Raw genomic sequence first — 14156 nt, forward strand, 5'->3', positions numbered from 1 at the left:
CTCGGCGATGCCGGAGCAATTTCGTTTCCTGAGCTGACTTTCTCGACTTGAGTTTCTCTACCTGGCACTCCCCTTCTCGAGTCTCCCTGCTGACCTTCTGCCGCAAGCCCTGCGACCTTGGTCAAAGCGCCGCATAATGACCTTTACGTTAACGTCAACTTTGACCTAGAGTAATTTCCATCACACGCCAAGGCGGCCCATGGCGGGCGGACTTGATAAGCCCTTCGTGATAGACCGTTCGCGACAGACCATTCGCGACAGACCGTTTGCCATCAGGTCATCACAGCCCCTGGCGGGCCTTGCTCATCGCGCTTCACCGATCTACAGGATGCCAGATCATGCACAGCCTCTATTCACCGCTGGATTTCGGACTCGACGAGACACACACCCTGCTGCGTGAGCAGGTCAACGCCTTTGCCCGCGACGAGATCGCCCCGCGCGCCGCCGAGATCGATGCCAGCAATGCCTTCCCCGATGACCTGTGGCAGAAGTTCGGCGACATGGGGCTGCTCGGCATCACCGTGCCCGACGAGGACGGCGGCAGCGGCATGGGCTATCTGGCGCACTGCATCGCGATGGAAGAGATCTCGCGTGCCAGCGCCTCGGTGGCACTCTCCTACGGTGCGCATTCCAACCTGTGCGTGAACCAGATCAAGCTCAACGGCACTGCCGAGCAGAAGGCACGTTATCTGCCGAAACTGATGAGTGGCGAGCATGTCGGCGCGCTGGCGATGTCCGAACCCGGCGCCGGCTCTGACGTGGTCTCGATGCAGCTCAAGGCCGAACTGCGCGGCGATCACTACGTGCTCAACGGCAACAAGATGTGGATCACCAACGGTCCGGATGCCCACACCCTGGTGGTGTACGCGAAGACCGACCCGGGCGCCGGCTCAAAGGGCATCACCGCCTTCATCATCGAGCGTGACTTCCCCGGTTTCTCCACCGCCCAGAAGCTCGACAAGCTGGGCATGCGCGGCTCCAACACCTGCGAACTGGTCTTCCAGGACTGCCAGGTGCCGGTGGAGAACGTGCTGGGTGAGGTCAATCGTGGCGTCAAGGTGCTGATGCGCGGGCTCGATTTCGAGCGCACCGTGCTGGCCGCCGGCCCCATCGGCATCATGCAGGCCTGCATGGACATCGTGGTGCCCTACCTGCATGAGCGTCGCCAGTTCGGCCAGGCCATCGGTGAATTCCAGCTGGTGCAGGGCAAGGTCGCCGACATGTACACCACGCTCAATGCCTGTCGCGCCTATCTATATGCGGTCGCCAATGCCTGTGATCGCGGCCAGACCTCACGCAAGGACGCCGCGGGCGTGATTCTCTACTGCGCCGAGAAGGCCACCCAGATGGCGCTGGATGCCATCCAGCTGCTCGGCGGCAACGGCTACATCAACGAGTACGCCACCGGACGCCTGCTGCGTGACGCCAAGCTTTACGAGATCGGCGCCGGCACCAGCGAGATTCGCCGCATGCTGATCGGGCGTGAACTGTTCAACGAGAGCGCCTGATACGTCTCGTCATCCCCTACTCTTTTTCGTACCCCTTCGCCGCTGGAGCTTGCTCGATGGCCATACTGACCTCCCTGATCAATCCGCGCAGTGACCAGTTCCGCGCCAATGAAGCGGCGATGCAGGCCGAGGTCGATCGCCTGCACCAGCTGCTGGAGACCGTCGCGGCCGGTGGCGGTGACAAGGCGCGTGAACGTCACGAGTCGCGCGGCAAGCTGTTCGTGCGCGAACGCATCGACCACCTGATCGATGAAGGCTCGCCCTTCCTCGAACTCTCCGCGCTGGCGGCCCACGACGTCTACGACAGCCCCGTCCCCGGCGCGGGCCTGGTCACCGGCATCGGCCGCGTCAGCGGCGTTGAGTGCGTCATCGTCGCCAACGACGCCACCGTCAAGGGCGGCACCTACTTCCCGATGACGGCCAAGAAGCATCTGCGCGCCCAGGAAATCGCCCGCAAGCATCGCCTGCCCTGTCTCTATCTGGTCGATTCCGGTGGCGCGCATCTGCCCCACCAGGACGAGGTCTTCCCGGACCGCGATCACTTCGGCCGCATCTTCTACAACCAGGCCACGCTGTCTGCCGAGGGTATCCCGCAGATCGCCGTGGTGATGGGGTCATGCACCGCAGGCGGCGCCTATGTGCCGGCGATGGCGGACGAATCCATCATCGTGCGCGAGCAAGGCACCATCTTCCTGGCGGGGCCGCCGCTGGTGAAGGCCGCCACCGGTGAGGACATCAGCGCCGAGGCGCTGGGCGGCGCCGAGGTGCACTGCAAGATCAGCGGCGTGGCCGACCATCTGGCCGACAACGACGCCCATGCCCTGCAACTGGCTCGCCGCGCCGTGTCGCGCCTCAACTGGCAACGCAAGGGCCAGCTCGCGCTGCGTGAATCGCGTCCGCCACGCCTGGATCCGCAGGAGCTCTACGGCATCGTCGGCACCGACCTCAAGAAACCCTACGACGTACGCGAGGTGATCGGCCGCCTGGTGGATGACTCGGACTTCGACGAGTTCAAGCGCGAGTACGGCGAGACGCTGGTCACCGGCTTCGCGCATCTGCATGGCCATCCGGTCGGCATCCTCGCCAACAATGGCGTGCTGTTCTCGGAAAGCGCCCTCAAGGGCGCGCACTTCATCGAGCTGTGCACCCAGCGCCGGATTCCGCTGATCTTTCTGCAGAACATCACCGGCTTCATGGTCGGCTCGCGCTACGAGCACGAAGGCATCGCGAAGCACGGCGCCAAGCTGGTGGCGGCGGTGGCCTGCGCCAGGGTACCCAAGTTCACGGTGCTGATCGGTGGCAGTTTCGGCGCGGGCAACTACGGCATGTGCGGGCGCGCCTATGACCCCAACCTGCTGTTCATGTGGCCCAACTCACGCATCTCGGTGATGGGCGGCGAGCAGGCCGCCAACGTGCTGGCACAGGTCAAGCGCGACCAGCATGCCCGCGAGGGGCGCGAGTGGCCCGCCGAGGAAGAAGAGGCCTTCAAGGCGCCGGTACGCGATCAGTATGAGCGTCAGGGCCACCCGACCTACGCCAGTGCGCGCCTGTGGGATGACGGTGTGATCGACCCGCTGCAGACCCGCGACATCCTCGGGCTGTCACTGGCCGCGGCCATGAATGCCGAGATCGAGGACAGTCGCTTCGGTGTGCTTCGCATGTAACCCGTCAAGCGCCACAACAATCCTTGTGGCCTGCACCGAATACCGATAGTCATCTTCAAGCTAACAGAATGGAAGAAAGCACGATGACAGAGCCGCGCCAATCGAGTCGACTCGAGATAGATCAACACGGCGTCGCCCGCCTCACTCTGCTGCGTCCCGAGGTGCACAACGCCTTCGATGACCTGCTGATTGCGGAGCTGAATCAGCATCTGGAGAGCCTGCACATCAGGGCGAGCCGCGACGAGGTGCGTGTGGTGGTACTGGCCTCCGAGGGCAAGAGCTTCTCTGCCGGCGCCGATCTCAAGTGGATGCAGCGCATGGTCGAGTATTCGCTGGAGGATAACCTCGCCGACTCACGCGAGCTTGCGCGACTGATGCAGCTGCTCGATGAGCTGCCCTGCCCCAGCGTGTGTCGTGTCCAGGGCGCCACCTTCGGCGGTGCCGTCGGCCTGGCGGCCTGCTGCGACATCGTGATTGCCGCCGAGCGGGCGCGCTTCTGTCTCTCCGAAGTGCGCATCGGCCTGGCGCCGGCTGCCATCAGTCCCTACGTGCAGCGCGCCATCGGCTCACGCCAGATGCGCCGTTATGCCCTCAGCGCCGAGGTGATCGATAGTGCCACCGCGCAGCGCATCGGCCTGGTCCATGAGACCTGCCCCGATGAGCTGCTGGAGGCGCGCATCACGGAGATGGTGCAGACCCTGCTGGCCACCTCGCCTGCCGCCAGTCGCGCCACCAAAATGCTGCTCAGCGAGGTGGCTCAGGCCCCAGCCAGCGCCGCGACCCGTGAACGCTGCTGCGAGGTGATCAGCCAGCTGCGCGTCAGCGAACAGGGCCAGGCCGGTCTGGCCGCCTTCTTCGCCGGCACGCCAGCGCCCTGGGTGCCGACCGAGACTCAAACAACCGAGACGTCGAAATCCTCGTGAACACCAGAGGCTTGATGCCGCTGACGGCGTGTCGACGCTCTCGGCGCTGGTCTTCAATCTCAGCCATCAATCTCGGCCATGAGACTCCCAGACTAACTTCTTCCGGACTAACTTCTTCCGGACTAACTTCTTCCGGACTATCTTCTTCCGGACTTTTCTCTTCCGAGCTTTCCTACTCCTGATTCCCCTTGCCACCTTCGCCACAGGACGCTTGCCATGAACGCCAACCGCGAGACAGACCAGACCCTCCCCGCCGGTTGCGGCGAGATCCGCAAGCTGCTGGTCGCCAACCGGGGTGAGATCGCCGTACGCGTGATGCGCACCGCTCGCGCGATGGGCATCCAGACAGTGGCGGTCTACTCCGATGCCGACGCCGATGCCCTGCATGTGCGCGAGGCCGACGAGGCCGTGCGTCTCGGCCCCGCCAGCGCCCGCGAAAGCTATCTGGATATCGACAAGGTGATCGCTGCCGCACGCAAAAGCGGTGCCGATGCCGTGCATCCCGGCTATGGCTTCCTGTCCGAGAACGCCGCCTTCGTCAGCGCGCTGGCCGAGGCCGGCATCATCTTCGTCGGCCCGCCCCAGAGCGCGATCGCCGACATGGGAGACAAGTCCGCCGCCAAGATGCGCATGCAGGCGGCCAATGTGCCGCTGGTGCCCGGCTACCACGGCGAGGACCAGCAGGATGAGCTGTTACAGGCCGAAGCGGACCGCATGGGCTATCCGGTGCTGATCAAGGCCTGCGCCGGCGGTGGTGGCAAGGGCATGCGCGTGGTCGAGAGCGCGCGGGAATTTGCGGCGGCGCTGGCCAGCTGTCGCCGTGAATCCCGCGCCGCCTTCGGTGACGAGCGCATGCTGATCGAGAAATACCTGACCCAGCCGCGCCACGTCGAAGTCCAGGTGTTCTGCGACAGCTACGGCAGCGGTGTCTATCTGTTCGAACGCGATTGCAGTGTCCAGCGTCGCCACCAGAAGGTGCTGGAAGAGGCCCCCGCGCCGGGGCTGACGCCGTCGCTGCGCCGTGAGATGGGCGAGGCCGCCGTGCGGGCAGCGCGCGAGATCGGCTATGTCGGTGCCGGCACCATCGAATTTCTGCTCGACGCGCCGCAGCCGGGCAGCGAAAGACACGGCGCCTTCTACTTCATGGAGATGAACACCCGCCTGCAGGTCGAGCACCCGGTCACCGAGATGATCACAGGCGAAGACCTCGTCGAATGGCAACTGCGCATCGCGCGGGGCGAACGCCTGCCGCGCCAGCAGGATGAACTGACATTGACCGGTCACAGCTTCGAGGCGCGCCTCTACGCCGAAGACCCGGACAACGACTTCCTGCCCGCCACCGGTGTGCTGGAACGTTTCCGGCTGGATCTGGCAGGGGCCGGGCTGAGCGCCCGGCAGGTACGCCTGGACAGCGGCGTCGCCGAGGGCGATGAAGTCTCGATGCATTACGACCCGATGCTGGCCAAGCTGATCAGCTACGGGCCGACTCGTGAACAGGCCCTCGAGACGCTGCTGCGCGCGCTGGCAGCGCTGGAAGTGCGCGGCGTCACCACCAACCGCGCCTTCCTGTCCCGCCTGGCGGGCCATGCTGACTTCCGCGCCGCCGAGCTGGATACCCGTTTCATCGAGCGCCATCACGACAGCCTGTTCCCCTGCGCGACGCTGGACCACGACAGCCTGGCGGCCAGTGCCCTGCTGGCGCTCTCGCGCCTGAATGAGCAAGCCAGCCACGCATCACCTTCGCGCTCCACATCACATCCGAGCCAACTGCCCTGCGCCAGCCCATGGGAGCGCCGCGATGGCTGGCGCAATGGCCTGCCACACCAGGTGCGCCTGTCGCTGTGTCTGCCCGCTGACGCCGATGCCGATGAGCGCAGCGACAAGGTGGCGCATATCATCGCGCGCCGCCCCGTAACGCATGCCTCCTTGGCGAATACGCACACGGCGGGCACGTCGTCCGGGAGCGATTCGCGCGGCGACTGGCAGACTGAAGTGACCACTCACTGCGGCGATGAAAGACAGACCACATGCCATCTCGGCCGACTTACTCGCCTTGAAGGCAACGCCATCGCCGTGACGCTGGATGGCTATCGTCGTCGCTTCCAGGCCAGTCACGCGTCGGCCCGCGGCGGTGAAGTGCTGGTGCTGTCGTCTGCGCAACACAGCCAGTCCGGCAGCACTCCACAGGGGGAATCACGCCTGCTGTGGCGGCGCGCAGATGCCGTGGACCACGCGCGTCACGAGACTCAGGCAACCCTGAATGCGCCGATGAATGGCACCGTAGTCGCGCAGCTGGTCGCGCCGGGCAGCCATGTCCCGCAGGGCACCCCCCTGATGGTGATGGAGGCGATGAAGATGGAGCACACCCTCAATGCCCCCGCCGATGGCGAGGTCGCCCAGTTCCACTTCTCGGCCGGTGACAGCGTGGTCCAGGGCGATGTGCTGCTCGAATTCACGGCCGCGCAGGTCGAGTCGGACAAGGAGTAGTCAGCATGCACTTTCCCCGCAAGGTACGCATCGTCGAGGTCGGCGCACGTGACGGACTTCAGAACGAGTCGGTGCCCGTCGCGACTGCCACCAAGCTTGAGTTGATCCGGCGCCTGAGCGACAGCGGCCTTGCGCATGTCGAGGCCGCCAGCTTCGTCTCGCCCAGGTGGGTGCCGCAGATGGCCGATCACCGCGAGATCATGCTGGCGCTGCGCGACGGCCACGCCAATTCAACAACTGCCAAGTCAGCAACCACTTACTCCGCCCTCACGCCCAACATGAAGGGGCTTGAGGCGGCGCTTGAGTGCGGTGTGCGTGAGGTGGCCGTATTCGGCTCGGCCAGCGAGTCCTTCTCGCAGCGCAACATCAACTGCTCGATCGCCGAATCGCTTGCGCGCTTTGCGCCAGTGGTGGAACACGCCCTCAAGGCAGGCGTGCGTGTGCGCGGCTATGTGTCCTGCGTGCTCGGCTGCCCCTATGAAGGCGAGATAGTCCCCGCCGAGGTGGCCGCCGTCGCCCGCGAGCTCAAGGCCATGGGCTGCTACGAAATCTCGCTTGGCGACACCATCGGCGTCGGCACGCCGCTCAAGGCCAAGCACCTGCTGGAGCAGGTCAGTCGCGAGGTGCCGATCACGCAGCTCGCCGCCCACTTCCACGATACCTACGGCCAGGCGCTCGCCAACCTCTACGCCGTGCTGGAAGAGGGAATCGCGGTGATCGACAGTTCGGTGGCAGGTCTGGGCGGCTGCCCCTACGCCAAGGGCGCCTCGGGCAATGTCGCCAGTGAAGACGTGCTCTATCTGCTTGAGGGCATGGGCATCGAGACGGGGGTGGATCTGGCAGCACTGGCCCGCACCGGTGACTGGATCAGCCGCACGCTTGGGCGGCCGAATTGCTCACGCGTCGGTCAGGCGCTGATGGCGAGTTGTTGAGGGTGGGTGGCTCAAGACCAGTAGTTTGAGACGCTGCCAAGCGAGGCCGCAATGGCGCGCGCTGATTGCGACCAAGGGCCGCACTGGATGGTCGCTGTCATAAAATCGGTGTAGGCTTGCCGCCGTTCGCGCACCGCTTGAGCCCGATGCGCGCCTTCCAACACCATGTCTCGGCCTGAATCTTCGCCCGTCTTCTTAGCGGGTGAAGCGCGAGACAGCTTTCAGGACACCGTGATGAGCGCCCTCCCGAACTGCCCGGCCTGCAATTCCGAATTCACCTACGACGACGGCATGCAGTACGTCTGCCCTGAATGTGCCCATGAGTGGTCCAAGGAAGCCGCCGTCGAGGAAGCCGGCCCGGTATTCCGCGATGCCAACGGCAACGAGCTGGTCGATGGCGACACCGTCACCGTCATCAAGGACCTGAAGATCAAGGGCACCTCCTCCGTCGTCAAGGTCGGCACCAAGGTCAAGAACATCCGCCTGGTGGATGGCGATCACGACATCGACTGCAAGATCGATGGCGTCGGCCCGATGAAGCTCAAGTCGATCTTCGTCAAGAAAGCCTGATCGATCCGCTCGCCTGACACGACGATGCCCCGCCTGCGCTCTGTGCGCGACGGGGCATCGTCGTTTGCGGACTGTCGTTTGCGGACTATCGTTTCCGGCTTGCCGAGGCGCCTTGTTCAGTCCGCTCTGGCTAGCCCTGGCCCGCGCCAATACGCTCCAGTCCTCTCAAGTCCGCTACAGCCCACCACCACAGCAAGTGCTCACTCACTCTTCAGGCGACGTCTTGTCGAGCGGTGTGACCTTGGAAAGGCGTATGCGGCGCTGACCGCCGACCTCGAATTCAAAGCGGCCACTCACCTGGACCTCGCGCCCGATATAGGCACCGATGCGCTCCGGTGGCAGCAGTTCCAGGCGCTGCTGTCCTTCGCCTTCCAGCCAGTAGCGGTTGGGCACGTCTTCGCTGCGCACCCTGCCCTGCACGGCTACCTGCTCGCCCTGCCAGGCCTCGGAGTGTTCCAGCAGCGTCGCCACGCTGGTAGGGCGCGGGCTATTGACGCCATCGCATCCCGTTGTGGCCATCAGCATCACCGCCACGGCCACCATCGCCAGCCAGTGTTGCATCCCCTTGTTCATCTTCATTCCTCGCGCGACTGATACTTCATCGGGAGCTACCCGCTCGCTCATTCACTCGCTTGCGGCTTGAGGGGACTCGGGCAACGGCCCGGCAGTCGAGTTCCTCGCCCCTCGCATCGAATGGCGATATCTCGTGGTCACCCAGACGCACCTGACGCCTGACGTGGACTCATGCACAGTCTGACAGCTGCCACGCGAGGCGATAACTCCCTGACCAATAGAATCAGCCATCAGGATCAGTCCTCAACGCAGGCCGTGAGGCGCCGCGCCACCCGCCAGCCCCATCACGACTCTGAGGCCTGTCATGCTGAGGCATGGTCGCCGCGTGGCGTCTGCGGGCACCGCCCTTGTCTCGCGCGCCCACCGCACCTATATCATTGCCCGCAGGGACTCACCGCGCCATCGACGAGGTATGTGTGAAGCGCTTCGTCACACCGCCCTGCCGGCACCTCATCAGGAGAATGACATGAAGACAGCCAAGGTGGCCTATATCACCGGCGGTGCTCAAGGCATCGGCCGCGGCATCAGCGACTACCTGCTCGCCCACGGCTGGCGCGTGGCCGTGGCGGATATCGATGCCGAGGCAGGCCAGCAATATCGGGAGATGAAGAAGCGACAGGCGAGCGGGCTCGCTGAAGAACCTGCAGCGCCGTCGGGGGATCCTGCAGAATGCTCGGGAGCGCCGCCTGGTGAGCAGCCCGTAGAAGACATCGGTGAGCGCCTGCGCGTATTCACGCTGGATGTGCGTGACGAGAAATCCGTGGCCGCCAGCATCGCGGCTACCTGCGAGGCCTTCGGGCGGCTGGACGCGGTGATCAACAATGCCGCGATCGCTGATCCCTTCCAGGGCAAGCTTGAGGAGCTGTCACTCGAGCGCTGGCATCAGGTACTCGACACCAGCCTGACCAGCAGCTTCCTGACCGCCAAGCATGCGGCGCGTCATCTGCGCGAGACTGGCGGCAGCATCGTCAATCTGGCCTCCAGCCGCGCACTGCAGTCCGAGCCGCACAGCGAAGCCTACGCCGCCAGCAAGGGCGGCATCGTCGCCCTCACCCACGCCATGGCGATGAGCCTCGGGCCGGAGATTCGCGTCAATGCGGTCAGCCCGGGCTGGATCGACGTCAGCGCCCTGCAGAAAAGCGGCGAGGCCGAATCGCTGAGTGACGAAGACCACGCCCAGCATCCCGTCGGGCGCGTCGGCCATGTCGATGACATCGCCGCGCTGGTGGCCTTCCTGATCTCGGACAAGGCCGGCTTCATCACCGGCCAGAATCATGTCGTCGATGGCGGCATGACGCGCAAGATGGTCTATTCCGACTGAGACGACAACGCCGACTGAGACGACAAGGCCGACCGAGACGACAAGGCCGACCGAGACGACAACGCCTGACGCGATTGCACGTCAGGCGTTGTCAGTTCTTGAGCTGCGTCCGGGTTTCCCTGAATGCTCAACTGCGGACTTCTCTCGCGCGGGCCGTGGTCACACCGCGTGCGGTGCCAGCCACTGCTTGAGCTGACCGGCCTGCATCACGCCTGATTCGCGCGCCAGCTCCTTGCCCTGCTTCATCACCAGCAGCGTCGGAATGCTGCGGATGCCGAAACGACCGGCCAGCGCCTGTTGGGCTTCGGTGTCGATCTTGGCGAAACGCACACGGGTGCCCATCTGCGCGGCGACTTCATTGAAGATCGGCCCCATCATCTTGCACGGGCCACACCAGCTGGCCCAGAAGTCGATGACCACCGGCATTTCACTGCGCACCACCAGAGCCTCGAAGTTGTCGCTGGTCAGTTCCAGCGGCTCCTTGGGCAGCACGGCGGCGCTGCACTTGCCGCAGCTGGGGTTGTCATCCAGACGCGCGGTGGCCACACGATTGAGAGCGAGACATTGCGGACAGGCCAGCACGAGGGATTCAGACATGATCAGACTCCAGAGAAATGGGGATGCGGCGCGCCACGTGACGGTCAACCGTCAGACGCGTACCGATAAGCGCAGATCATACGACTCGTGGGCCAGGAAGCAATTGAGCCACCTTATCGCCCTGATTGGCTGGCTGTATGAGCCCGCCTGATCTGAACGAACTGAACGAATTGAACGCCCGCCTGCCCTCAACCTGAAGGGCCCCACCAGTCACGGCGGGGCCCTTCGCGCTTGAGCACACCCAAGCGTCGCTCAGATGCTGGCCAGCCCGAACTTGATGCACAGCGTCACCAGCACCAGCAGGAAGAGGGTTTCCACCACCATCAGGATCACCGGCTTCCAGCCCACCACCGCCAGCTTCTGGAACGACGTCTTGACGCCCAGCGCGGCAATCGCCGCCACCAGACACCAGCGCGACAGGTCGGTGAAGCCTTCCACGGCGACGCTTGGCACCCAGCCGAGACTGTTGATCAGCACCAGTGCCACGAAGGCGATCAGGAAGGTGGGGAACATCGGCACCTTGCCGCCTTCATCGCCATTGGCCTGGCGCGCACTGCGGAACAGCAGCATGAAGACCATCACCGCCGGCACCAGCATCGCCACGCGCAGCAACTTGACGAAGGTCGAGACATCCCCGGTGTGCTCGGAAATGATGTAGCCCGCGCCCACCACCTGAGCCACATCATGGATGGTGCCGCCGAGGAAGATGCCGGCCTCGGCATCATCCAGCCCCAGCAGCCTGACGATCAGCGGATAGGTGATCATCGCCACGGTCGAGAGGGTCGTCACCCCGACCACGGTCATGATGGTGTGCCGCTCGCTGGTGGCGTTGCGCGGCATCACCGCCGACAGCGCCAGTGCCGCCGAGGCACCGCAGATGGCCACCGAGCCACCGGTCAGCAGCCCCATGTCGCGGTCCAGCCCCATCACGCGGGCCAGCAGCGCTCCGAACAGGATGGTCGCCACCACCCCGAGCACCACCGTGATCACCGGGCCGAGGCCGAGACTCGCGACCTGCTCCAGCGTGATGCGCACGCCCAGCAGAGCCACGCCGAGGCGCAGTACCGTCTTGGAGGCGAACTCGATGCCCGCCTTGCACGGCCCCTCCTCGGAGAGAAAGTGCAGCGACATGCCGAACAGCAGCGCATAGAGCAGCGTCGGGCCGCCGTAATGGTCGGCGATGAAGGTGGTCGCCAGCGCGATGATGATGCAGATCAACAGGCCCGGCATGATGGTGCGCACGCGCCCTTCCAGGGTCCGCCACAGGCTGGTGGGCGGGGTGGGTGTGTCGTGCAGTGATGAACTGTTGTCAGTGGCCACGCGGATTCCTCATCAAGACCAGCAAGCGGTGACGGGCAAGCAGCCCCGCCGCGATGTGTCGTTCAGGCACGAAGGCCTGCTAGCTGGCCTGGGCCATGTTCACCTGGGCGGCCTTGATCATGTCGGCGGCCTTTTCGGCGATCATGATGGTCGGCGCATTGGTATTGCCGGACACGATCACCGGCATGATCGAGGCATCCACCACGCGCAAGCCGTGCAGGCCATGGACACGCAGCTCGTCATCCACTACCGCCAGCGCATCGTGACCCATCTTGCAGGTGCCCGCCGGGTGATAGATGGTCTGGCTGAACTGACGCGCGGCTTCCAGCAACTCCTCATCGCTCTGGTAGTGCGCGCCCGGCACGTACTCCTCGCTGATCACCGAAGCCAGCGGCGCTGCCTGGGCGATGCGCCGCGCCACCTTGATGGCATCGACCACCACGCGGCGGTCTTCCTCGGCGCTCAGATAGTTGGGCTGGATGGAAGGATAGATGCTGGCGTCGGCGCTGGTGATGCGCACCTGGCCGCGACTGTGCGGGCGCAGCTGACACACCGAGGACGTGAACGCCGAGAACGGATGTACGCCATCGGCGGGCTTGTCGGCACTCAACGGCTGCATGTGGAACTGGATATCGGGGCGCGTCAGCCCCTCGCGCGACTGGGTAAAGGCACACACCTGACTGGCCGCCAGCGTCAGCGGACCGGTACGCGTGAAGAGGTACTGGGTGCCGACCGCCAGCTTCTTGAGCGGATGACGCACCTCGTCATTGAGGGTGCGGCACTGGGTCTTGAACACCAGCCGTACCTGCAGGTGGTCCTGCAGGTTTTCCCCGACTCCCGGCAGCGCGTGCAGGCATTCGACGCCGACACTGGCCAGATGCTCGGGCTCACCGATACCGGAGCACTGCAGAATCTGCGGGCTGCCGATGGCGCCGCTGGACAGCAGCACCTCGCGCTCGGCGCGCGCCGTGTGGATCGTGCCCTTCACCTCGTATTCCACTCCCACCGCACGCTTGCCTTCCAGCAACACGCGGCGACAGTGCGCATGCTTGACCAGCGTCAGATTGCTGCGCGTGAGCGCCGGACGCAGGAAAGCCCTGGCCGTGCTGCAGCGCAGGCCCTTGTAGGTGGTCTGCTGGAAATAGCCGACCCCTTCCTGGCGCTCGCCATTGACGTCCTGGTTGAGCGGAATCCCCGCCTCCACCGCCGCCTCGATGAAGCGCTCGGCGATCTCGCGCTTGAGGCGCAGGTCAGAGACATGCAGCGGCCCATCGGTGCCGTGCCATTGGTTGGCGCCACGCGCCTGACACTCCGACTTGCGGAAGTACGGCAGCACTGACGCGTAGTCCCAACCCTGATTGCCCGCGGCCGCCCAGTCGTCGTAGTCCTCGTGCTGGCCACGGATATACAGCAGCCCATTGAGCGAGCTGGAACCGCCCAGCACCTTGCCCCGCGGCCACTGCAGCCGACGACCATTGATGCCCTTGTCAGGGTCGGTGAGATAGCACCAGTCGGTGGCAGGGTTATGCATCGTCTTGAAATAACCGACCGGCACATGAATCCACGGATTCCAGTCCGAGCCGCCGGCCTCCAGCAGCAAGACCTTGATGGAGGGGTCTTCGGTTAGACGATTGGCTAGCACGCAACCGGCTGACCCCGCTCCGATCACGATGTAGTCATAGGCGGCTGATGCGTCGGCATTGGCGTAACGTGTTGTTTTCATTATTTTATATACCATATCGAGACATATTGTCTCATAATCATGGTATCAAAATCTGGATTCGTCAAATACGAAACGTATTGTCTCAATATCTTTGCCAAAGCTGAAAAAGTGCCCTACATTGAGATTTGAAACGCCGGTAACGGTACTTTTCGTCTCGTTATACGACCAACTATGTAAGACGAACTAGCGAGAACGACACAGACTGCCATCAATGGCAGCCACTAGAGAGGCCAGAAGCAGGGCTCATGGGCTCCGGAGAGGTGTTTGAGGAGAGCCTGAAGAGGGCTTGAAGAGACTCTGAAAAGACTTTGGAGTGGCTTTGAAGAAATAGCGGATATGTCTGACAAGCGCCCCGACCCGCTCTAAAAAGACACTCTCTAAAAAGACACTCTCTAAAAAGACACGCTCTGAACAAGCACTGCGAAAACGCCTGACAAATAAAGATGGGCAAATCAGTACAGCAAATAAGGACGGATAAACAAGCACTTGGCTAAAGAAGTAATCAACGAACGGCTTGCCAGACAAACAGCGGAAGCAA

At 63.9% G+C, this 14156-nt stretch carries 11 protein-coding genes; 7 read left to right on the plus strand and 4 right to left on the minus strand.

Going from position 1 to position 14156, the window contains the following annotated elements; translation table 11 throughout:
• Positions 1–338 precede the first annotated feature (338 nt).
• The 6 genes from R2R70_RS07965 (at position 339) to R2R70_RS07990 (ending at position 8084) form a co-directional block, all read left to right on the plus strand.
• Positions 339–1508 (plus strand): isovaleryl-CoA dehydrogenase, encoded by a 1170-nt coding sequence (locus R2R70_RS07965; RefSeq protein ID WP_410977754.1) that lies wholly within the window; start codon positions 339–341, stop codon positions 1506–1508.
• A gap of 56 nt (positions 1509–1564) precedes the next feature.
• Positions 1565–3172: a carboxyl transferase domain-containing protein gene (locus R2R70_RS07970; RefSeq protein ID WP_153636303.1), complete on the plus strand. Its 1608-nt coding sequence runs from the start codon at positions 1565–1567 to the stop codon at positions 3170–3172.
• Between the two features lie 83 nt (positions 3173–3255).
• Complete coding sequence (locus R2R70_RS07975; protein WP_410977755.1) at positions 3256–4095, plus strand: enoyl-CoA hydratase-related protein; 840 nt, start codon at positions 3256–3258, stop codon at positions 4093–4095.
• A 216-nt stretch (positions 4096–4311) separates the two neighbouring features.
• The gene (locus R2R70_RS07980) at positions 4312–6582 is read left to right on the plus strand and encodes an acetyl/propionyl/methylcrotonyl-CoA carboxylase subunit alpha (protein ID WP_410977756.1); all 2271 of its coding nucleotides are present in this window, start codon (positions 4312–4314) and stop codon (positions 6580–6582) included.
• Between the two features lie 5 nt (positions 6583–6587).
• Positions 6588–7514, plus strand: coding sequence for a hydroxymethylglutaryl-CoA lyase (locus R2R70_RS07985; protein WP_410977757.1), 927 nt, complete (start codon positions 6588–6590; stop codon positions 7512–7514).
• Positions 7515–7748: 234 nt separating this feature from the next.
• The gene (locus tag R2R70_RS07990; protein WP_043331342.1) at positions 7749–8084 is read left to right on the plus strand and encodes a zinc ribbon domain-containing protein YjdM; all 336 of its coding nucleotides are present in this window, start codon (positions 7749–7751) and stop codon (positions 8082–8084) included.
• Between the two features lie 204 nt (positions 8085–8288).
• Here R2R70_RS07990 and R2R70_RS07995 read toward each other — a convergent pair whose 3' ends face one another.
• Complete coding sequence (locus R2R70_RS07995; RefSeq protein WP_410977758.1) at positions 8289–8657, minus strand: hypothetical protein; 369 nt, start codon at positions 8655–8657, stop codon at positions 8289–8291.
• A 466-nt stretch (positions 8658–9123) separates the two neighbouring features.
• Between R2R70_RS07995 and R2R70_RS08000 the strand changes: the two genes are divergently transcribed.
• Positions 9124–9978 (plus strand): SDR family oxidoreductase, encoded by an 855-nt coding sequence (locus R2R70_RS08000; RefSeq protein WP_410977759.1) that lies wholly within the window; start codon positions 9124–9126, stop codon positions 9976–9978.
• A 159-nt stretch (positions 9979–10137) separates the two neighbouring features.
• Here the strand turns inward: R2R70_RS08000 and trxC are convergent, their stop codons facing one another.
• The 3 genes from trxC to R2R70_RS08015 form a co-directional block, all read right to left on the minus strand.
• Positions 10138–10575 carry a thioredoxin TrxC gene (gene trxC, locus R2R70_RS08005; protein ID WP_043331344.1) on the minus strand — a complete coding sequence of 146 codons (438 nt, stop codon included), beginning with the start codon at positions 10573–10575 and terminating at the stop codon, positions 10138–10140.
• A gap of 252 nt (positions 10576–10827) precedes the next feature.
• A complete protein-coding gene (locus R2R70_RS08010) occupies positions 10828–11895 on the minus strand; it encodes a YeiH family protein (RefSeq protein WP_225347067.1) in 1068 nt (355 codons plus the stop codon).
• Positions 11896–11974: 79 nt separating this feature from the next.
• Complete coding sequence (locus tag R2R70_RS08015) at positions 11975–13618, minus strand: GMC family oxidoreductase (RefSeq protein WP_153636308.1); 1644 nt, start codon at positions 13616–13618, stop codon at positions 11975–11977.
• Positions 13619–14156: the final 538 nt, after the last annotated feature.

This window comes from Cobetia sp. SIMBA_158 (assembly GCF_046566945.1).
Classification (GTDB): domain Bacteria; phylum Pseudomonadota; class Gammaproteobacteria; order Pseudomonadales; family Halomonadaceae; genus Cobetia; species Cobetia amphilecti.